Source organism: Candidatus Rickettsiella isopodorum, assembly GCF_001881495.1.
Taxonomy (GTDB): Bacteria; Pseudomonadota; Gammaproteobacteria; order Diplorickettsiales; family Diplorickettsiaceae; genus Aquirickettsiella; species Aquirickettsiella isopodorum.
In genome coordinates, this window is the sequence record NZ_LUKY01000033.1 from 526,835 (window position 1) to 546,801 (window position 19,967).

Genomic DNA, 19,967 nt, shown 5'->3' on the forward strand with positions numbered 1-19,967 from the left:
TATGTTTATACTATAACCATAGATTGCGAGTTGAGTGTCCACCTATTCAAGTATGAAGAGCATAGATAGGTAGCTGTGCTAACATGTATTTGATAGTCACTTCTAAATCGGATATTGAACATTCTAAACATGCCCCTTTAGGTGGCATAGCTCGATAACCCATTGTTGCATGTTTTAATAAGAGTGAAAATTTTTTCTTGATGCGCGGCGCCCAATCCGAATGATTCCCTAAACGCGGTGCGCCGCCTATGCCATTTTTATGACACAAGATACATTTACTTTCGAATATAGTTTTTCCCAAGTGAGCATCTTGTTCAACAACTTGTAATGATAATGAGGGGCTTATTTCTGAAGAAGCTACTTTGACTTTTCCAATCGGAGCGATACGCTTTTCAAGTGCTATTGAAGAGTTATCAAAAAAATCTGCATAAATAGGCATCATAAAATCAGAAGTAAAAATAAAAACAATTATATTTAAAATTTTTCTAAAATTTAGCACATGCTCAACTATGAATTTTTAAGATCGAAAAAAGCATCTAAGGATTTTATTTATTCTCCTATTTTTTTCATTAAAAGTTTAAGCAAAGTTTGTTTCCGCCTCTTTTTCTTCGGTTTCCATACTTGATTGATATTGACCTTTGCAAGCAGCGGCATTGAGTTTTGCGCGTTTATAAAAGGCACGCTGTGCTGCTTTCACATTATGCGCTTTGCCATTCCAAGTTTTTAATGCAGGTTCTTGTAAAGCGCGACCATAGGAAAAGCTTAAGCGCCAAGGATGACGCGAAGGTTGTAGTTTATTCATCGTATTTAAATGAGCAGTAGCGGCTTCTGGAGTTTGACCTCCAGAAAGAAAATTAATGCTAGGTACTGCTGCAGGAACTGTTTGACGTAATATCTTTAAAGTTGCTGCTGCAACTTCAGCGATATTAGGTTGTGGGATATATTGATTTCCAGCAATTACCATACTGGGTTTTAGTATCATACATTCTAGTAAAATATGGTGCTTGTGGAGTTCTTCAAATACGGTATAAAGAACAGCTTCTGTTGCTTCAGCGCAGCGAGATAGGCTGTGATCACCGTCTATTAATAATTCCGGTTCTACTATGGGGACAATGCCATTGTTTTGACAAATAGATGCATAGCGAGCTAAGGCTTGTGCATTAGCTGTTACGGCTAAAGAAGAAGGGAGTGTGCTAGATATTGAAAAAACAGCTCTCCATTTGGCAAAACAAGCGCCAAGATTTTTATAAGTTAGAAGACGTTCTGCTAAACCATCGAGGCCTTGAGTCATTTTTTCTTCGGCATTTAAAGAAATGAGCCCTTTATCTACCTTTATTCCAGGTACAATACCTTCATTATCTAAATAATCCGGGAATAGCAATCCTTCTTTAGTTTTTTGCGCTAAGGTTTCTTCATGAAGGATAACGCCATTGATAAATGCTTCAATATCAGGGGTAGTAAAAAGGAGTTCGCGATAATTACGACGATTTTCTATGGTTGACTCTATATGTAAGGGGGAAAATCGTTTAGTAATAGTCGCTTGACTTTCATCTGCCGCTAAAATCCCCTTTCCTGGTACAGTTAATCGTTGAATAGTCCCTTCAAGCTCATGAGTGGCCATAATGAGTTGCTCCTTACATTTTTTTGAGGTGTAAAGCTAAGTGAATCTTACATGTATTTTGTAAAGCTTAATACTATATAGAACAATGTGGGTAATTTCTAGTAAAGTTACTGATCACCAGATGTTCCATTAATATAGGGCCTACCTTTAATTTCAGGCCTAGATTCCTAATTTGCGCCAGTCCGGCTTAGGAAAAACGACTGACTTAGATTTTTTTATATTTATAAGGGGTACTCAATTGAACTAAGAAGGCAAAATTCATCCTTATATTAGCATTGCATAAAAGGGTTACGCTTATTATACTGTCCGACAATTTATAAGCTGGGGGTGGCTTAAAATGACTTGTAGTAGGCTTGCCCAATTACCAGGTAAGGTGATGCAAAAAATGTGCCATGCGGGTTCCATAGCATTTGGCGGGTTACTAGGGCTAGTAGTTATTTTCGGGAATGTTTTTCAGGGGAGGGAGGTTATTAAATCTCTTGCACTGGGTATTTCCTTATGGTTACTTCCTAACTGTTATTTTGTGATTAAAATAATGCGTCGTTTAGGACAAATGTCTGGAAGAAAATTGCTCAATATTTTTTATCGAGCAGAATTAATAAAATTATTCTTCAGTGGAATTTTTTTTATAATGGTGGTTCAGTTATTATCAGTAAACATTCCGATCTTGTTGCTAGCTTATTTGGCCTCTCAGCTAGTATTTTGGCTATTGCTAATAATTAAAAGTGATGAAGGTTTAGTATGAATGGCGAACAAACCTCAGCAAATTATGTTCAGCATCATCTTGAACATCTTAACTTTAACCTGAAAACCTTAAGTTTTTCAGATGGAGGAAGTTTTTGGAATTTAAATCTCGATACCTTTTTGTTATCAGCTGTACTAGGTATAGGATTTTTAATTTTATTTCGCTGGGTAGCTGCCACTGTAAGCAGTAGTGTTCCAGGTAAAATCCAAAATTTTGTTGAGATTCTCGTAGAGTTTGTAGATAAAACTGTAAAAGAATCTTTTCACGGGGTTAGTCAATTGATTGCGCCTTTAGCGCTGACAATTTTTGTTTGGGTATTCTTAATGAATTTTATGGATTTACTGCCAGTTGATCTATTGCCGACAGTATTATCATTGTTTGGTGTCAGTCATTTTCGATCTGTGCCGACTGCTGATCCTAATACGACATTCGGCATGTCAATTGCGGTCTTTATTTTAATCATTTACTATAACTTAAAAATTAAAGGTGTGAAGGGACTCAGTAAAGAAATGCTGGTTTCCCCATTTGGTCCTTATCTTTTCCCCATCAATATTATTTTCCGGTTATTAGAAGAATTTGTACGACCTATTTCTTTATCGCTACGGTTATTCGGAAATTTATTTGCTGGAGAATTAATTTTTATTTTAGTGGCGTTATTACCATGGTGGTTACAGTGGACTTTTGGTGGTGTTTGGGCAGTGTTTCATATATTAATTATTGCGATTCAGGCATTTATCTTTATGATGCTAACTATAGTTTATTTAAGTATGGCGCATGAGACCCATGGCCAAGAACAAACACATTAATTATTTATTAATACACAAAGAGAGGATATAAAAATGGTAGAAGTTGCGCAAGTAGTTGCTAATGTACAAGGTTTAACGGCCATTGCAGCGGCTTTATTAGTAGGGTTAGCTGCATTAGGTACCGCAATTGGTTTCGGTATTTTAGGTGGAAAGTTTTTAGAAGGGGTAGCGCGCCAGCCTGAGTTAACACCCATGCTGATGTTGCGAATGTTTTTAATGGCTGGATTAGTTGATGCGTTTGCTGCTATTTCTATCGTGATGGGACTATATTTAATTTTTGCTAAAAATCCCTTTTTAAGCGAAGTTTTAAAACTAGTTTCTAAACCAGTAACGAGTTAATTGATAATAAACTTGAGAAATCGTCGTGGAAATTAATATCACCTTATTAGGCCAGTTAATTACGTTTTCTGTTTTTGTGTGGTTTACCATGAAATTCGTATGGCCACCCATACTGAAAGTAATGCAAGAGCGAGAACAACGTATTGCAGATGGTTTAGCTGCCGCAGAGCGCGGTCAACAAGCTTTAGAATTAGCACAATTAAAAGCAGATGAGTATTTGCAGGAAGCAAAACAACAAGCGACTGAGATCATTGAGCAAGCGAATAAACGCGCTAATCAAATGTCTGAAGAGTCGAAGAAGCAAATAAGAATAGAGAATGAACGGTTATTGACAATAGCCAGAGCGGATATTCAACAAGAATGGCAGGCTGCACAACAGAAACTACGTGCAGAAGTAGCTAATTTAGTAATTATAACCACTGAGAAAATTTTGGCGCAATCTCTCGATAGTGTGGCTCAACATGCACTCGTTAAACAATCTTTGGAAGAAATTTGATGGCTGATTTCACATCCATTGCTAGACCCTATGCACGAGCGGCATTTGCTTGTGCTATGGATAAAAATAACGTGGATGCTTGGTCTGCTTTACTTAAGCAGTCAGTAAGGGTTATTAACGAAAAATCGATGCAAAATCTATTAAAAAATCCATGTATCGATAAAATAGTAGCGTATGAATGTTTGTTGGAATTTTGCAAAACAGTAATTTTTCCTTTTGGAAAGAATTTTCTAAAACTAATGGCAGTTAACCAACGATTATTAGTACTTCCAGAAGTTGAAGATTTATTTGGACGATATAAAGCTGAGCTAGCTAAGGAAGTGACAGCTTATGCTATTTCCGCTGTGCCTTTAACTAAAATGGAAGAACAAACTTTAGAAAAAGTATTATCGGAACGTTTACAAAGTCATATAAAATTAGACCACCACACGGATAAGAATTTATTAGGTGGATTGGTCGTTCGCGTCGGGGATTTAGTCATCGATGGTTCTGTACGTGGCAAATTAGAACGTTTACGTGCGACATTAGTGAATTAAGAGGCAGTATAGGCTATGCAACAATTAACCACATCTGAAATTAACGAATTAATCAAAGAGCGTATCCAGAAATTTGATGTTTCTGCAGAAACGCGTACAGAGGGAAGTATTGTCAGTCTTCGTGATGGAATTGTGCGTATCTATGGTTTAAATGATGTTATGTTGGGAGAAATGATAGAGTTTTCACCCCAATGTTATGGACTTGCTTTAAATCTAGAACGCGATTCAGTCGGTGCGGTTGTTTTGGGTGACTATGAAGGACTAAGTGAAGGTCAATCGGTTAAGTGTACTGGACGTATTCTTGAGGTTCCCGTAGGCGAAGCTTTATTAGGGCGAGTTGTTAATGCTTTAGGGCATCCCATAGATGGTCGTGGCTCAATTGAGGTTGAAAAAAATGCGCCTATTGAACAAGTTGCTCCAGGTGTTATTTGGCGTCAAAGTGTTTCACAGCCGTTGCAAACAGGCATACTAGCTATTGACAGTATGGTGCCAATAGGGCGTGGTCAGCGCGAATTAATAATTGGAGATAGACAAACTGGAAAAACAGCACTGGCCGTCGATGCGATTATTAACCAAAAGGATACGGGCGTAAAATGTATTTATGTTGCAATAGGTCAAAAAGCGTCATCTATTGCCGCTGTAGTGCGAAAGTTAGAAGAGCAAGATGCTTTAAAGCATACCATTATCGTATCGGCAAGTGCTGCTGATTCTGCTGCATTACAGTTTATTGCACCTTATGCCGGATGTGCGATGGGAGAATATTTCCGCGATCAAGGTGAAGACGCACTGATTATTTATGATGATTTAACGAAACAAGCTTGGGCTTATCGGCAAATATCCTTGTTATTGCGACGCCCACCTGGTCGAGAAGCTTATCCAGGTGATATATTTTATTTACATTCGCGTTTACTTGAACGTGCCGCAAGAGTTAATCAAGAGTTTGTTGAAAAGGCTACGAATGGGCGCGTTAAAGGAAAAACAGGCTCATTAACGGCATTACCGATTATCGAAACTCAAGCTGGAGATGTCTCTGCTTTTGTTCCGACGAACGTTATCTCCATTACGGACGGTCAAATTTTTTTAGAAACCGATTTATTTAATGCCGGTATACGTCCTGCAATTAATGCAGGTTTATCTGTTTCGCGAGTGGGATCTGCGGCTCAAACTAAAATTATAAAAAAATTAGGTGGTGGTGTTCGATTAAGTTTGGCTCAATATCGTGAACTTGCTGCTTTCTCTCAGTTTATGTCCGATTTAGATGAAGCAACACGTAAGCAGCTAGAGCGGGGGCAACGAGTTACTGAAATTTTAAAACAAAAACAATATGCACCTTTAAGTGTTGCTGAGATGGCTGTGCTGTTGTTTGCTGTTGATAAAGGTTATTTAGATGATATAGAACTGACTAAAATAGTTACATTTGCAGAAGGATTATTAGCTTATATGCATTCAGAACAAACGAATTGTTTGAAACAGATTAACCAAAAAGGTGATTATAACGAAGTGATAGCTGATGAGTTAAAGACAGCAATTACGGCCTTTAAAACGACACAAACTTGGTGATAGCGGATGAGTTTTGCGCAAGAGATACGCGGTAAAATTGCTAGTATTAAAGGCACCCAGAAAATAACGCGAGCCATGGAAATGGTGGCGGCTAGTAAAATGCGAAAAGCTCAAGAACGTATGACGTTTTCGCGACCTTATGCGCACAAGATGCTAGATCTAATCTATCATGTCGCAAGTAGTCATGCGGAATATCAACACCCTTATTTACAAGTAAGAGAGTTAAAACGAGCAGGTTTTCTTGTCATCACTACGGATAAAGGATTGTGTGGCGGACTGAATACTAATTTACTAAAGTTGGTTTTGCAGAAATTTCGAGTGTGCCAATCTAAAGGGATAGCTGTAGATTTGGCGATTATAGGTGGAAAAGGCGAGGCTTTTTTTAAGCGTATAGGTGGTCATGTGGTCGCACATGCCAATCATTTGGGAGATGCACCGCAACTACAAGATTTAATTGGGGTTATTAAAGTTTTATTAGATGCTTATAAGCGAGGCGAGCTAGATAGTGTAACTATTTTTTATAATGAATTTATTAATACGATGACTCAAAAAGCGCAAGCTCTAGAGTTATTACCCGTTTTGCCTTCTGAAAAATCAGATCTTAATTATCGCTGGGATTATCTCTATGAACCTGATGCAAAGCCATTGTTAGAATTGGTCCTTACACGTTATATAGAATCACAAGTTTATCAGAGTGTTGTAGAAAATACCGCTTGTGAACAAGCGGCTCGGATGGTAGCTATGAAAAATGCAACGGATAATGCGGGTGAATTAATAAGCGATTTACAATTAGCCTATAATAAAGCACGCCAGGCAGCCATTACCAAAGAACTAGCAGAAATAGTTGCCGGTGCGGAAGCTGTTTAAATTTAACCATACATGAATAAATAATGAAGAGTAACGTTATGATAAAGCCAATTAACCCCATCGGACATATAGTCGAAATTATCGGCGCCGTTATCGACGTTGAATTCCCAAGAGGAGAAGTTCCGAAAGTTTATGATGCCTTAACGGTTTATGACCATGATTTAGTGCTAGAGGTCCAACAACAGTTAGGTGATGGTATTGTACGTACTATCGCAATGGGTACGAGTGATGGTTTGCAGCGAGGGACAAAAGTAACTAATACCGGAGCGCCTATTAGTGTGCCTGTCGGAAAACAGACTTTAGGTAGAATCATGGATGTATTAGGTAGGCCTATCGATGAAGCGGGCCCTATTAATGAGAAAATCCGTTTACCCATTCATCGCAAACCACCTACTTTTTCAGAACAAGCGGCTAATGAACAATTATTAGAAACAGGAATTAAAGTGATTGATTTACTTTGTCCTTTTGCTAAAGGTGGAAAAGTAGGTTTATTCGGCGGTGCTGGAGTAGGTAAAACCGTTAATATGATGGAACTAATACGTAATATCGCGATTGAGCACAGTGGTTACTCGGTATTTGCAGGAGTGGGTGAGCGAACACGGGAGGGTAATGATTTTTATCATGAGATGAAAGAATCTAATGTTTTAGATAAAGTCTCATTAGTCTATGGACAAATGAATGAACCACCCGGTAACCGTTTGCGAGTTGCTTTAACAGGTTTGACAGTAGCTGAATATTTTAGGGATGAAGGTCGAGACGTATTATTATTTATCGATAATATCTACCGTTATACATTAGCGGGTGTTGAAGTATCTGCATTACTAGGGCGTATGCCTTCTGCTGTGGGATATCAACCTACTCTGGCTGCAGAAATGGGTGCCTTACAAGAACGTATTACTTCAACTAAAACGGGTTCTATTACTTCTATCCAAGCGGTTTACGTTCCAGCAGATGATCTGACTGATCCTTCACCAGCAACTACTTTTGCACATCTCGATGCAACCGTTGTATTGTCCCGACAAATTGCTGAGCTTGGTATTTATCCGGCGATAGATCCGTTAGATTCTAATAGCCGTCAGCTTGATCCGTTGATTGTTGGCCAAGAACATTATGACGTTGCACGAGCGGTACAAAAAACTTTACAGCGTTATAAAGAATTGAAAGATATTATTGCTATTTTAGGTATGGATGAATTATCAGAGCAAGATAAATTGATTGTTATGCGTGCCAGAAAGATACAACGGTTTTTATCTCAGCCTTTCTTTGTTGCTGAAATATTTACGGGGTCTCCTGGTAAATATGTCAGCCTTAAAGAAACAATTCGTGGCTTTAAAGCTATTTTGAATGGCGAGTTTGATGATCTGCCTGAGCAAGCGTTTTATATGGTTGGAAGTATAGATGAAGTAGATGTTAAAGCAAAAGCTTTGTAAGCTTAGAGAAATATCATGACTAAAACCATGCCGATTGAGATTGTGAGCGCAGAAGATGCGATTTTTTCAGGTGAAGCTACTCATTTAGTGGCGACAGGTTTATTAGGCGAACTCGGTATTTATCCTGGTCATACACAATTATTAACAGCATTAAAACCAGGACCAGTCCGTATTATAAAACCAGATGGGGAAGATGAAATACTTTACATTTCTGGCGGTATTTTAGAAGTGCAGCCACAACTCGTGAGTATTTTAGCCGATACGGCTATACGAGCTGCCGATTTAGATGAATTGGCTGCATTAGAAGCTAAAGAACGGGCAGAGCGGATATTAAATGACAAACAAGCTGATATCGATTACGCAAAAGCAACAGCAGAATTAGCTCAAGCAGTTGCCCAATTACAAGCCATATCGAAATTAAAGAAGAAACCCCGGTAAAATATAGTTCTCTTAAGTTTAGCAAGAACTACATAAATACGAGAAAACTTCTTTAAATAAAAGTGAGATAAAATACAAAAGATTGAGTTAATAATCTAATGCAAAATTATGTTTTGAAATAGGCTAGTTTAAAAATATGAAATTACTTGATGTCATCATTTTAGCTGCTGGCCATGGAAAGCGTATGCATTCTACTTTACCTAAAGTATTGCATAAATTAGCGGGTAAACCTTTATTACAATATATTGTTGAAACAATTAAAGGTTTGCAACCTCATGCTGTTTATGTGGTTTATGGAAATGGTGGCGGTCAAGTACCCCAGTGTTTAGGGCATTTATCAGTTAATTGGGTAAAACAAACGGAATTGTTAGGTACTGGACATGCAGTCGCTCAAGCTATTCCAGAGATTAAACAAGATGAGAGTCGTACGCTTATTTTACTAGGCGATACCCCATTAGTGAGTTTAGCTACTTTACAAAAATTAATTTATACCACTGAAACCCATCAAATTGGTTTAATTACATTAACGACACAACAACCTTTTGGTTTAGGGCGTATTTTACGGGATCAAGAAGGAAAGGTTGTTCAAATTGTTGAAGAAAAAGATGCTAGTTCAGAGCAAAAAAAAATACAAGAAGTAAATAGTGGTATTTTTTATATACCTGTAAAACTGCTAAAACGTTGGCTTCCTAAAATAAAAAAAATGAATGCACAAGGTGAATATTACTTGACGGATATTATTACAATGGCTGTAGAGGAAAAGATAGAAATAGTAACAGTATCTTCAGATATTGATGGAGAAATGCAAGGAGTTAATGATCGTGTACAACTAGCAAAGCTTGAACGTTATTTTCAGCAACAGGCAGCTGAAAAACTTATGTTAGCAGGAGTTACATTACGCGATCCGCAGAGATTTGACTTGCGCGGACAATTAACCGTTGAAAAAGACGTGATTATCGACGTAAATGTTATTTTGGAAGGAGAAAATTCGATAGGTGCTAGTAGCTCTGTAGGCTCACACTCCATCTTAAAAGATGTCAAAATCGGGAAAAATGTTGAAATTAAACCTTATTCATTAATTGAAGATGCAATCATTGGAGATAATTGTATTATTGGTCCTTTTGCACGTATTCGTCCTGGGTCGGTTCTCAAAAATAATGTTCATATAGGAAATTTTGTTGAAGTTAAAAAAAGTCAGATAGAACAAGAAACTAAAATTAATCATTTAAGTTACATCGGGGATGCAAATATTGGCAAAAATGTCAATATCGGTGCGGGTACCATTACGTGTAATTATGATGGAGCAGTCAAAAATCAAACCCAAATAGAAGATGATGTGTTTGTTGGTTCTAATACGGCCTTAATAGCACCCATACGAATACAGAAAGGAGCAACAATAGGGGCTGGCTCTACCTTAAATAAGGATGTTCCCGCCGGAAAGTTAACTTTAAACAGGGCTGAGGTAAAAACCCTTTCAAATTGGAAACGTCCGCGAAAAAAAGAAACTTAATCATAATTTTCAAAGTTTACTCTTCCTAGATAGAAGCTCAACTTTCCTATAGGAGTTTTTTTCAGCTTAGCGATTAAATTTTATTGGAGCGAACGATATCCCACCAATTTTCTTTTAGATAATTGATAAGAACAGACTCATTTTCTTCAACAAAGTTTTTCTTGATATTAATTAATAATGCTTGTGTTACTTGTTTATCAAGATTGCTAAGTAAAACGCCACCGACATGAGGTGCAGAACATAAAATAAGTTGTTTGTATTGATGATTATCTAGTCCTTTTTTTAAAAAATTAGCCAAGATTTTAGTAAAATGATCGAGTTCTACTTCATGTGGGCTGCTGGGTGCTTCATAGGCTCCTTTTGCAGAATGCATCGTTTGATAATGACCAGGTCTATCAGAAACTAAATCGCTTTCTTTTAGTTTAGCATTAGGGTTTTCTAGACTCTTTAATAAAATCAATCTGTGATCTTTGGGCTCATAAGAATAAATATGACCTAAACTACTATTTAAGCTAATAATCCAAATCATTTAACCCCCTTAAGTATGTTTTTAAAGTATAGCAGGGTTCAAGACTATGCTCTTTGTAGATTTTAGGGGAATAAAATGGGTTTCTGCCATCCGCCTAGTAAGGTTTCTAATTTTTGCCCAATCATGAGCGTTATGTCGTCATGCCATGGCTTAGCAACGATCTGTATCCCGATGGGTAAACCTTCCGCGGAAAAACCACACCGTACGGTTAAGACTGGCCAGCCTGTTAAATTGTAAATATTAAGATAACTAAAATCATGACCTTCGATAAATGAATGACCATGTAATTTTGCAGGAGTCGCTGCTACGGGACATATAATGACATCATATGGAAAAAAGAATTTTTCTAAGGAAATACGTAATTGATCAATGCGACGTAAACGTTGATGTAATTCAGTAATAGAAAACTCACATTGACGCGCAATCGCTAAAAATTCTTTCACCAGATAAGAAGGTTTATTAATACCCAAATGGTTAAGTAAATTTTTAAATCCTAAACCCTTATCTCCACCCAAAATAAATGTCTCTGTAATAAGAGTATAAAGTTCTTTTAAGTGTGGTGGGCATTGATACTCAATTTGTCGTACCTCACCTTGTAAAACATGCACTACTTGATTAATCGTTTGTAGGGTTGCTTTATCAGGTGAAGCAATGCCATTATCTGAATAAAAAACAATTCGTAAATTTTTACAGTTGATGAAAGGGGTGCGGATTGAAATAGGTACGACATCTGGATCAGCATTATCTGGACCCGTTAATAAGGGTAGAGATAATACGATATCATCCACAAACCGCGCCATAGGACCATAAGTGGTTAATGGCCGTAATAAACCCCTACCATCTGAGGGAACATTACCTGAATTAGGGATTAACCCGCGAGTGGGTTTTAAACCTACAATGCCTGTATTATGAGCAGGTTGACGTATACTTCCTGCTCCATCCGAACCCAAACCTAGTACTGAGCCACCCGCGGCGATAATAGCGGCTTCTCCGCCACTACTTCCCCCAGGAGTGCGATTTAAATCATAAGGATTTAAAGTTTTGCCGTAGCGATCATTATCTGTTTCATAGGCAATATTGAATTCGGGAACATTACTTATACCTAAAATAATTCCGCCAGCAGCTTTTAATCTAGCGACAGCAGTGGCATCTTCTTTAGGGAGAAAATTGTAACCATTACTTCCTTTGCTAATAATAAAATCGCTGACTTTACAACAATCTTTGATAGTAATAGGTAAACCATGTAAAGGACCGAGAATTTGATTTTTAGCTAATTTTTCATCCGCTATGCAAGCTTTTTCTAATACAATTTCTGGCTCTGCTAGTTGAACAAGTGCGTTAAGCTTAGGATTAACCTGTTGGATGCGATCTAAATGCGTTTGGATAAGCTCAACACAGGAAATTTTTTTTTCTTTAATTAGCGTGGCTAATTTTCTTGCGGATAAAAAGTAAAGATCTGAGGTCATGGAATGATTAATATAAATTATTGTGTATCAAGTTAGAAGAAAATTCTGTTTAGAATAAAAAGTGGTTATTTATTAGAGTCCTATTTTATAATGCCACAGGCTATACGTGCACCACCTCCTCCTAATTTAGTAGGAATATCCGAATAATTGTCACTATCGGCATGAATTATTAAAGAATGGTTTTTAAGTTCATTTAAACGTAATCGAGGAGCTAGAATTGGTAATGTCGCGTTGCCATTATTATCAACGTCTAAAACAGGGAGATCGCCTAAATGACCTTTTCCATAAGGACCTAAATGCTTGCTAGAATGAAAAGGATCAAAGTGATCGCCTGCCGCCATGCCGTTATCTAGACAAGAGGGGTTTTGATGGATATGAAAACCATGTAAACCGGGTGGAAGATTATGTAGATTGGGTGTCAATAAAACACCATAAGGTTTTTCTGAGGCAATTACAGTGCCTATAGATTGCCCCAAGCCTTGTTGAGAGATAAGATACATAGGTATGGAGATATCAGCAAGGACACTATTGCAGATTAGTAAGCAGATGCTGGCAACCGAAAATTTAAGTAATTTAAACATTACAGATATCCCTCAACTCTATCGTGCTAAGTATAGCATAGCTTAATTAAAATATTATTTGGTTATTTTAAGATGTTATGCAGTGTATTCAATTTTATTTTGACATCTTCTTCACATAACCCAAGCGAGTTATAAAAAAATTATTTTACATTACAAAAAAATAACATTTAATAACTCATTATATTTTTCTTATTTTTTTTGAACCTAAGTATAAATTTATTTTTTATATCAAAATCAAATTCTATTGAAAATTTAGATAATAAAGCATAGGTTTTTTACTTAGGTAGCTTATGATGCAATGAGAAAAATTGTTTGTATTAATAATTACAAAAAATGATTTATATACTAGACATGCAATTACATTGCATGAGGTAGATATTTTTCATAATGATAATAGTCATAGAGTTACTTATCCGGTATTATAGTTTTATATTTTAACTAATTTTTTATTATGTAAAATTAAATTAAAAAATATGGTATTTAAGTAATGATAATTTAAAATTGCTATGCGTATTACTCTAAAACAACTCGAAGTTTTTGTCGCAATTGCTAAGACAGGAAACGTAAGTCACGCTGCAAAGAAAATGTATCTCTCTCAGTCAGCATGTAGTATGGCTCTTGCTACATTAGAAGAACAATTAGAAGGATCTATATTTGATAGACATGGCAAACAATTATTTTTGAATGAACGAGGGAGAGTTTTGTTACCTAAAGCCAGCAGCGTCATATCACAAATTTCAGAGCTTAAAGATATGATGATGGAAAATAAAAAGGATAATTTATCTGGCCAGTTAATCATAGGAGCGAGTAAGACCATCGGTAATTATCTATTACCAAAGCTTATTTCTGAACTTACTTATACGCATAAAAATATTCAAATCAATCTAAAAATAGCAACTACTAAAGCCATATTATCTAGATTACTCACATTTAATGTTGATGTTGCTTTAATAGAGGCTAATTGTTTTTCAGATAAAGTTCATACTTATCCTTGGAAAAAAGATGAATTAGTCATCATTGCTGCTCCAAAATATCCTTTGAGTAAAAAAAAGAAATTGACACTATCAGATATCGCGAACGCACGTTGGTTACTCCGAAAACAAAATTCTAGTATCCGCGAAAAATTAGAAGAAAAAATTGGTGGAAAAATCCGACCTTTTTTAGAATTAGATGATACAGATGCGCTTAAACAGGCAACTCAAGCAGGTTTAGGGATAAGCTGTCTTTCTCGATTTGTTGTTGAAGATTCTTTAAAAAATAATACCTTAATAGAACTAAAAACTCCATTTTTAACCCTAAGTAGAGAGTTCTATATTTTGATTCATAAGGAAAAATATCAATCTACTATAATTTCTGAGTTTTTAAAAAAAGCGAATACCTGATGTCGAACGGTTAATTTATCCTTAGTTGTAAATAGCGCTAGTTAATTTTTGTGTTTAGTATAAAGTAGAGTTACAGGTGGTTGATTAGGTGTAAGCATTTTTATGCAATCAATTTTAATTTTAGGTGCTACTTCTTCCATAGCAAGGGCATGTAGCGAAATTTTTGCTTCAAGACAATGTAAACTTTTCCTTGCAAGTCGGGATATTCCGGAGCTAGAACGTATAGCTGTCGATCTTAGAATCCGATATAGTATTGATGTTAATTATGCTTTTTTTGACATTACACAACTTCATTCGCATGCGAATTTTTTTGAAACGCTTATCGATAAAATGGGTTCAATTGATGGTGTCCTAATGGCGGTAGGTTTGATTGATAAATTAGACTATCAAAAAGTGATGGCTGCTAATTTTACCGGTCCTATTTCCTTTTTTGAGCTTTATGTTAAATATCTAACTATTCAAAAAAAAGGCTTTATTATTGGATTAAGTTCTGTAGCAGGAGATCGAGGACGGAAACCTAATTATGTTTATGGTGCTAGCAAAGCAGGGTTGACTACTTATTTACAAGGGTTACGTAATTATTTTTACCCTTCTAAAATACAAGTATTAACAATCAAGTTAGGGTTAATTGATACCAAAATGGTTTTCGGGGGAAAGTATCCACTTTATTTAGCAGCTAATCCAAAAAAAACAGCGATAAAAATTATACGGGCGTTAGATAAGGGTCGGGAGAGCGTGTACATTCCTGGAGTTTGGCGGATTATAATGTTAATTATTCGCTTCATACCAGAAAAAATTTTTAAGTGCCTAAGTATATAATATAAAAAAAATAGTATTCAATTTAAAATCCAAGACCAGATTAAGATTATTTCAATGACTTAAGTGGCAATTAACTGGTCAATTTGTTTGGAAACATTTTGATAGTCTAGCATTTGATCAAAATTCAAATAGCGATATAAGTTTTCACTCATAGTGTCAATAAATTTCATTTTTTCTCTATATTCATCTAAGTTAGGGATATAACCAAGAATTGCTGTTATCGCAGATAACTCAGCAGAAGCTAAAAAAACATTAGCATCTTTTCCCATACGATTAGGAAAGTTTCGAGTTGAGGTAGAAACGACAGTAGCACCATCACGTACACGAGCTTGATTACCCATACACAATGAACATCCGGGCATTTCCGTTCGTGCGCCTACGATGCTATAGGTTGAGTAATAACCTTCTTGCATTAATTGATGGGCATCCATTTTGGTTGGAGGTGCTATCCATAATACGGTGGGTAATCGGTTGTTAAAATTCTTTAATAAACTTCCAGCGGCACGATAATGACCAATATTAGTCATGCAGGAACCTATGAATACTTCATCGACCTTAGTTTGTGCTACAGCAGATAAAGGCTTGATATTGTCTGGATCATTAGGACAAGCTAATAAAGGTTCTTTGATCTGATTCAGATCAATTTCGATGATTTCTGCATAGTTTGCATCAACATCTGGCTCTAATAATGTAGGTTCTGCTAACCAAGTTTCCATTGCTTCAATTCGACGCTGTAAACTACGAATATCGTGATAACCATTACTGATCATCCACTTTAGAAGAGAAATATTAGAGTTTAAATATTCAATGATCGGTTCTTTATTTAAGCGAACAGTACAACCGTTTGCAGAGCGTTCCGCAGATGCATCAGCAAGTTCAAAAGCTTGTTCAATTTTAAGATTGGGTAAACCTTCAATTTCTAACACACGACCTGAAAAGATATTTTTTTTATTTTTGCTATCTAGAGTGAGTAAGCCGCGTTGTAAGGCGATATAGGGGATTGCGTTGACTAAATCACGTAATGTGATGGTAGGTTGTATTTCGCCAGTAAACCTAACTAATATTGACTCTGGCATGGTTAACGGCATCACACCCATAGCGGCTGCAAAAGCAACGATACCTGAGCCACCAGGGAAACTAATACCGATAGGAAAACGCGTATGGGAATCGCCCCCGGTACCTACCGTATCGGGTAGTAGCATTCGATTAAGCCAAGAATGGATAATTCCATCGCCGGGCCTTAATACAACCCCGCCGCGTGAAGAGAAAAAATCTGGCAAGTTATGTTGTGTTTCTATATCAACAGGTTTTGGATAAGCTGCGGTGTGGCAAAAACTTTGCATGACTAGGTCTGCAGAAAATCCAAGACATGCAAGCTCTTTTAGTTCATCTCTGGTCATGGGTCCTGTAGTATCTTGTGAACCTACGGTTGCCATTTTTGGCTCGCAGTATGTTCCAGGACTAACACCAGGCAATCCACAGGCTTTACCTACTATTTTTTGGGCTAAGGTAAATCCCTTTCCATTTTGAGGAATAATTTCGGGACGGTTAAATTCCTGGGAAAAGGGATAAGACAATGTAGCTCGTACCTTATCGGTCAATGATCGACCAATAATTAAAGGAATTCTGCCACCTGCACGTACGGCATCCATGAGTGTGAAGTTTGGTGTGAAATGAACCATTTCTTGACCTTGCTCATTCTCAATTCGTCCCTCGTAAGGATAGATGTGGATAATATTTCCCATGTGAAGCTGACTTACATCCACTTCGATAGGGAACGCACCAGAGTCTTCAGCTGTTGTACGGAAAATAGGGGCAATTTTTCCACCTAAAATAACGCCACCCCGGTTTTTATTAGGGACAAAAGGGATCCCATGGCCGATATGCCATAATAAGGAGTTGATAGCGGATTTTCGCGATGAACCGGTACCCACAACATCTCCAACAAATGCGATAGGATGACCTTTAGTTTTTAGCTGCTTAATGACTTGTAAAGCATCCGGCATACGATTACGAAACATAACTAAGCTGTGTAAAGGGATATCAGGGCGACTCCAGGCTTCAGTTGCGGGAGAAAGATCATCGGTATTGATCTCTCCAGAAACTTTAAAAACAGATAAAGTAAGCTTATTCGGCACTTTTGGCTTAGTAAGAAACCATTCCGCATTTGCCCAAGCTTCCACAACTTGATGGGCATAGTGGTTACCTTTTTTAGCTTTAGCTATGACATCATGATAGGCATCAAACATTAATAAGGTATGTGAAAGTTGTTTTGCTGCTATTTGAGCGATGTCATGTTGTCGATCGAGTAATTCAATTAGAATAGGAACATTATAGCCACCTAACATACTACCTAATAGCTCTATGGCGAGCATTGGAGTTATAAAAGGAGAATTAACTTCACCTTTTGCTAAGGCAGCAAGAAAAGCGGCTTTAACATAGGCGGCAGGATCGACTCCAGGTGCAACATGCTCAGCTAATAACTTGACTAGAAAAGCTGCTTCCTGTGAAAAAGCGGGATTTTGAATTAATTCAATACACGCTGTAACCTGTGTTGCATCAAGCGGAAGAGGCGGAATACCGAGATCAGCACGTTGCTGACTATGTTCTCGATAAGTTGCTAAAAAACGGGATGGTGATGCAGACACAATGACCTCACTTATTGTTTGATAATAGGATTATTATACTCTTTTAAATTATCATAAGTAAGTAAAGCACTTATTAAGCGCTCTCCAGAAAATATGAAAAATGACATTTTTAACCGACTTTTTCAGCTTAGACAAAAGATAAGAAATGCAGAATGTCGTTTTGGACGAAGCCCCGGTTCAGTGCAATTAATTGCTGTTAGCAAGACCCAAAATGTCGAGGCTATAAGGGCAGCAATTACTGCTGGGCAGTTTACTTTTGGTGAAAGCTACGTTCAGGAAGCTACGGAAAAAATTCTATGTCTTCAGAATTTAAAGCTAGAATGGCATTTTATAGGTAGAATGCAAGCAAATAAAGCAAAATTTATCGCTAATAATTTTTCTTGGATACACAGTCTGGCGGACTTAAGAATGGCGGTAAAATTGAATGAGTATCGAAAAGAGGCAAGTTCGACGCCACTTAATGTTTGTATCCAAGTTAATTTACAGAAAGAGGTAAGCAAAGCAGGGGTATATTTAGAACATCTGGTCTATTTAGCAAAATCAGTTGATAAGCTTCCCTATCTCAATTTACGTGGCTTAATGGCAATTCCAAAACCTGAAAAAGAATTCTCTTGCCAGCGTAAAAGTTTTAAGGCTTTACGTTTAATCTTAATAAAATTACAAGCATTAGGTTTGCAACTAGATACTTTATCGATGGGTATGTCAGAGGATTTTGAAGCAGCTATTGCAGAAGGTGCAACGCATATTCGACTAGGCACAGCAATTTTTGGAAAAAGAAAATTATAAAATGTTATAAAAAGTAATTTTTTATATATTCTTCTAGGTGAGATAAGTGGATACGTGTTTGTTGCATCGTATCGCGATCACGCACAGTGATCGTATCATGATTTTGAGAATTTTCACTTTTATTTATCGTGTCAAAATCAACTGTAATACACAACGGAGTTCCTATTTCATCATGACGTCGATAGCTTTTTCCAATATTTCCAGTATCTTCATAGGCAATTCGACCTAATCCTAAAGCTTGTATGGAACTCTTCAGAGTTTTTGCTTTTTCTACCAACAAACTATCATTGCGTTTCAAAGGGATAATAGCGACTTTGACGGGCGCTAGATGGGGTCTTATTTTCAATACTAAACGTTTTTTATCATCTTTTAGAGTTTCTTCTTCGTAAGCTTCTGTAAGTATCGCGAGCACACCTCGATCTAAACCTGCAGAGGGCTCAATTACGTAAGGTATAAAATGCGAGCCAGGAGGATCCTGAACGGATAGTTTAGCAATGCTTTCCTTGTTAACAGATACTTTGGCATGGATAGTTAATTCATTTTGACCTTGTGTGTGCGAACCTAAATCATAATCGGTACGATTAGAGATTCCTTCTAATTCTTCAAAGCCATGAGGAAATTTATAGAGTATATCAACTGTTGCTTTTGCATAATGAGCCAATTCGGATGTGCTTTGCGTTAACAATTTTAATCTTTCGGTATTTAATCCTTGATTTTTCCACCATACTAAACGAGATTCCACCCAATATTGATGCCATTTTTCATCTTCACCAGGCTTAACAAAAAATTCAATTTCAAGCTGTTCAAATTCTCTGACTCTAAAAATAAAATTACGTGGTGTTATTTCGTTTCTAAATGCTTTACCAACTTGCGCTATACCAAAAGGAAGCTTAGGGGACATAGTGTCCATAATATTTTTAAAATTAGTAAATATTCCTTGAGCAGTTTCAGGGCGTAAATAGGCAAAAGCATCGAGGTCTTCTACAGGCCCCATGGTGGTTTTAAACATCATATTAAAAGCTCTTGGCTCAGTAAGATTGGTTGAACCACAGGCTTCGCATTTACCGTCTATAAGATGATCCAAGCGCCAACGTTTTTTGCATTGTTTGCAATCGACAAGTAAATCTGCAAACGTACTTTCATGACCTGAATAATAAAAAATTTTTCTATGGGTTAAAATGGCAGAGTCTAATCCATAGATATCATCACGTTCATAAACATTGGATTTCCACCAGGCAGTTTTCAAGTTATTTTTTAATTCGACACCTAAGGGGCCATAATCATAGATTCCTTGTAGCCCCCCATAAATTTCAGCATTAGGGAAAATGAATCCTCTGCGTTTGCATAAAGATACGATTTCTTCTAGATTTTGCGCCACCATAGTATAATTTCCAAAGCTTGGGTTTTG

Annotated in this window: 20 protein-coding genes; 13 read left to right on the forward strand and 7 right to left on the reverse strand. The window is 36.9% G+C overall.

The features are described 5' to 3' along the window. Positions 1-46: 46 nt before the first annotated feature. Complete coding sequence (locus tag A1D18_RS06400) at positions 47-499, reverse strand: c-type cytochrome (RefSeq protein WP_084028772.1); 453 nt, start codon at positions 497-499, stop codon at positions 47-49. 78 nt (positions 500-577) lie between these two features. Continuing rightward, entirely contained in the window at positions 578-1,621 is a 1,044-nt protein-coding gene (locus tag A1D18_RS06405; RefSeq protein ID WP_071662946.1) for a class I fructose-bisphosphate aldolase, read from the reverse strand. Between the two features lie 337 nt (positions 1,622-1,958). Here A1D18_RS06405 and A1D18_RS06410 point away from each other — a divergent pair, with 337 nt between their 5' ends. From A1D18_RS06410 to glmU, 10 genes are all read left to right on the forward strand, one after another. Then, a complete protein-coding gene (locus A1D18_RS06410; RefSeq protein WP_084028773.1) occupies positions 1,959-2,366 on the forward strand; it encodes an ATP synthase subunit I in 408 nt (135 codons plus the stop codon). After that, a complete protein-coding gene (gene atpB / locus A1D18_RS06415) occupies positions 2,363-3,172 on the forward strand; it encodes a F0F1 ATP synthase subunit A (protein ID WP_071662948.1) in 810 nt (269 codons plus the stop codon). Before A1D18_RS06410 ends, atpB begins: the two co-directional genes overlap by 4 nt. Positions 3,173-3,205: 33 nt before the next feature. Continuing rightward, the gene (gene atpE, locus A1D18_RS06420; protein WP_071662949.1) at positions 3,206-3,511 is read left to right on the forward strand and encodes a F0F1 ATP synthase subunit C; all 306 of its coding nucleotides are present in this window, start codon (positions 3,206-3,208) and stop codon (positions 3,509-3,511) included. A 25-nt stretch (positions 3,512-3,536) separates the two neighbouring features. Continuing rightward, the gene (locus A1D18_RS06425; protein ID WP_071662950.1) at positions 3,537-4,007 is read left to right on the forward strand and encodes a F0F1 ATP synthase subunit B; all 471 of its coding nucleotides are present in this window, start codon (positions 3,537-3,539) and stop codon (positions 4,005-4,007) included. Beyond that, entirely contained in the window at positions 4,007-4,543 is a 537-nt protein-coding gene (locus A1D18_RS06430; RefSeq protein WP_071662951.1) for a F0F1 ATP synthase subunit delta, read from the forward strand. Before A1D18_RS06425 ends, A1D18_RS06430 begins: the two co-directional genes overlap by 1 nt. Positions 4,544-4,558: 15 nt before the next feature. Further along, entirely contained in the window at positions 4,559-6,103 is a 1,545-nt protein-coding gene (gene atpA / locus A1D18_RS06435) for a F0F1 ATP synthase subunit alpha (RefSeq protein ID WP_071662952.1), read from the forward strand. Positions 6,104-6,109: 6 nt separating this feature from the next. After that, complete coding sequence (atpG, locus tag A1D18_RS06440; RefSeq protein ID WP_071662953.1) at positions 6,110-6,970, forward strand: F0F1 ATP synthase subunit gamma; 861 nt, start codon at positions 6,110-6,112, stop codon at positions 6,968-6,970. A gap of 23 nt (positions 6,971-6,993) precedes the next feature. Continuing rightward, entirely contained in the window at positions 6,994-8,400 is a 1,407-nt protein-coding gene (atpD, locus tag A1D18_RS06445) for a F0F1 ATP synthase subunit beta (RefSeq protein ID WP_245756794.1), read from the forward strand. Between the two features lie 15 nt (positions 8,401-8,415). Beyond that, entirely contained in the window at positions 8,416-8,838 is a 423-nt protein-coding gene (locus A1D18_RS06450; RefSeq protein ID WP_071662955.1) for a F0F1 ATP synthase subunit epsilon, read from the forward strand. A gap of 136 nt (positions 8,839-8,974) precedes the next feature. Further along, positions 8,975-10,348, forward strand: a complete 1,374-nt coding sequence (glmU, locus tag A1D18_RS06455) for a bifunctional UDP-N-acetylglucosamine diphosphorylase/glucosamine-1-phosphate N-acetyltransferase GlmU (protein WP_071662956.1) — start codon at positions 8,975-8,977, stop codon at positions 10,346-10,348. A 73-nt stretch (positions 10,349-10,421) separates the two neighbouring features. On the opposite strand, the gene A1D18_RS06460 is transcribed toward glmU, so the two are convergent. From A1D18_RS06460 to sodC, 3 genes are all read right to left on the reverse strand, one after another. Further along, positions 10,422-10,877 (reverse strand): host attachment protein, encoded by a 456-nt coding sequence (locus tag A1D18_RS06460; RefSeq protein WP_071662957.1) that lies wholly within the window; start codon positions 10,875-10,877, stop codon positions 10,422-10,424. A 62-nt stretch (positions 10,878-10,939) separates the two neighbouring features. Next, positions 10,940-12,343, reverse strand: coding sequence for an amidase (locus tag A1D18_RS06465; RefSeq protein WP_071662958.1), 1,404 nt, complete (start codon positions 12,341-12,343; stop codon positions 10,940-10,942). Positions 12,344-12,423: 80 nt separating this feature from the next. Next, the gene (sodC, locus tag A1D18_RS06470; RefSeq protein WP_071662959.1) at positions 12,424-12,924 is read right to left on the reverse strand and encodes a superoxide dismutase family protein; all 501 of its coding nucleotides are present in this window, start codon (positions 12,922-12,924) and stop codon (positions 12,424-12,426) included. A 506-nt stretch (positions 12,925-13,430) separates the two neighbouring features. On the opposite strand from sodC, the gene A1D18_RS06475 reads away from it, so the two are divergent. Together A1D18_RS06475 and A1D18_RS06480 are read left to right on the forward strand one after the other, a co-directional pair. Beyond that, a complete protein-coding gene (locus A1D18_RS06475; RefSeq protein WP_071662960.1) occupies positions 13,431-14,306 on the forward strand; it encodes a LysR substrate-binding domain-containing protein in 876 nt (291 codons plus the stop codon). A 102-nt stretch (positions 14,307-14,408) separates the two neighbouring features. Further along, positions 14,409-15,125, forward strand: a complete 717-nt coding sequence (locus tag A1D18_RS06480) for an SDR family NAD(P)-dependent oxidoreductase (RefSeq protein WP_071662961.1) — start codon at positions 14,409-14,411, stop codon at positions 15,123-15,125. 59 nt (positions 15,126-15,184) lie between these two features. Here the strand turns inward: A1D18_RS06480 and acnB are convergent, their stop codons facing one another. Then, complete coding sequence (gene acnB, locus A1D18_RS06485; protein WP_071662962.1) at positions 15,185-17,773, reverse strand: bifunctional aconitate hydratase 2/2-methylisocitrate dehydratase; 2,589 nt, start codon at positions 17,771-17,773, stop codon at positions 15,185-15,187. A 93-nt stretch (positions 17,774-17,866) separates the two neighbouring features. Here acnB and A1D18_RS06490 point away from each other — a divergent pair, with 93 nt between their 5' ends. Beyond that, complete coding sequence (locus A1D18_RS06490) at positions 17,867-18,559, forward strand: YggS family pyridoxal phosphate-dependent enzyme (RefSeq protein WP_071662963.1); 693 nt, start codon at positions 17,867-17,869, stop codon at positions 18,557-18,559. A 4-nt stretch (positions 18,560-18,563) separates the two neighbouring features. Here A1D18_RS06490 and A1D18_RS06495 read toward each other — a convergent pair whose 3' ends face one another. Next, the gene (locus tag A1D18_RS06495) at positions 18,564-19,940 is read right to left on the reverse strand and encodes a glycine--tRNA ligase (protein ID WP_071662964.1); all 1,377 of its coding nucleotides are present in this window, start codon (positions 19,938-19,940) and stop codon (positions 18,564-18,566) included. Positions 19,941-19,967 lie beyond the last annotated feature (27 nt).

Coding starts and splice junctions, on each gene's coding strand:
- A1D18_RS06405 (WP_071662946.1), bottom strand. CDS start 1,621: ATGGCCACTCATGAGCTTGAAGGGACTATTCAACGATTAACTGTACCA.
- A1D18_RS06410 (WP_084028773.1), top strand. CDS start 1,959: ATGACTTGTAGTAGGCTTGCCCAATTACCAGGTAAGGTGATGCAAAAA.
- atpB (WP_071662948.1), top strand. CDS start 2,363: ATGAATGGCGAACAAACCTCAGCAAATTATGTTCAGCATCATCTTGAA.
- atpE (WP_071662949.1), top strand. CDS start 3,206: ATGGTAGAAGTTGCGCAAGTAGTTGCTAATGTACAAGGTTTAACGGCC.
- A1D18_RS06430 (WP_071662951.1), top strand. CDS start 4,007: ATGGCTGATTTCACATCCATTGCTAGACCCTATGCACGAGCGGCATTT.
- atpA (WP_071662952.1), top strand. CDS start 4,559: ATGCAACAATTAACCACATCTGAAATTAACGAATTAATCAAAGAGCGT.
- atpG (WP_071662953.1), top strand. CDS start 6,110: ATGAGTTTTGCGCAAGAGATACGCGGTAAAATTGCTAGTATTAAAGGC.
- atpD (WP_245756794.1), top strand. CDS start 6,994: ATGAAGAGTAACGTTATGATAAAGCCAATTAACCCCATCGGACATATA.
- A1D18_RS06450 (WP_071662955.1), top strand. CDS start 8,416: ATGACTAAAACCATGCCGATTGAGATTGTGAGCGCAGAAGATGCGATT.
- glmU (WP_071662956.1), top strand. CDS start 8,975: ATGAAATTACTTGATGTCATCATTTTAGCTGCTGGCCATGGAAAGCGT.
- A1D18_RS06460 (WP_071662957.1), bottom strand. CDS start 10,877: ATGATTTGGATTATTAGCTTAAATAGTAGTTTAGGTCATATTTATTCT.
- A1D18_RS06465 (WP_071662958.1), bottom strand. CDS start 12,343: ATGACCTCAGATCTTTACTTTTTATCCGCAAGAAAATTAGCCACGCTA.
- sodC (WP_071662959.1), bottom strand. CDS start 12,924: ATGTTTAAATTACTTAAATTTTCGGTTGCCAGCATCTGCTTACTAATC.
- A1D18_RS06475 (WP_071662960.1), top strand. CDS start 13,431: ATGCGTATTACTCTAAAACAACTCGAAGTTTTTGTCGCAATTGCTAAG.
- A1D18_RS06480 (WP_071662961.1), top strand. CDS start 14,409: ATGCAATCAATTTTAATTTTAGGTGCTACTTCTTCCATAGCAAGGGCA.
- A1D18_RS06490 (WP_071662963.1), top strand. CDS start 17,867: ATGAAAAATGACATTTTTAACCGACTTTTTCAGCTTAGACAAAAGATA.
- A1D18_RS06495 (WP_071662964.1), bottom strand. CDS start 19,940: ATGGTGGCGCAAAATCTAGAAGAAATCGTATCTTTATGCAAACGCAGA.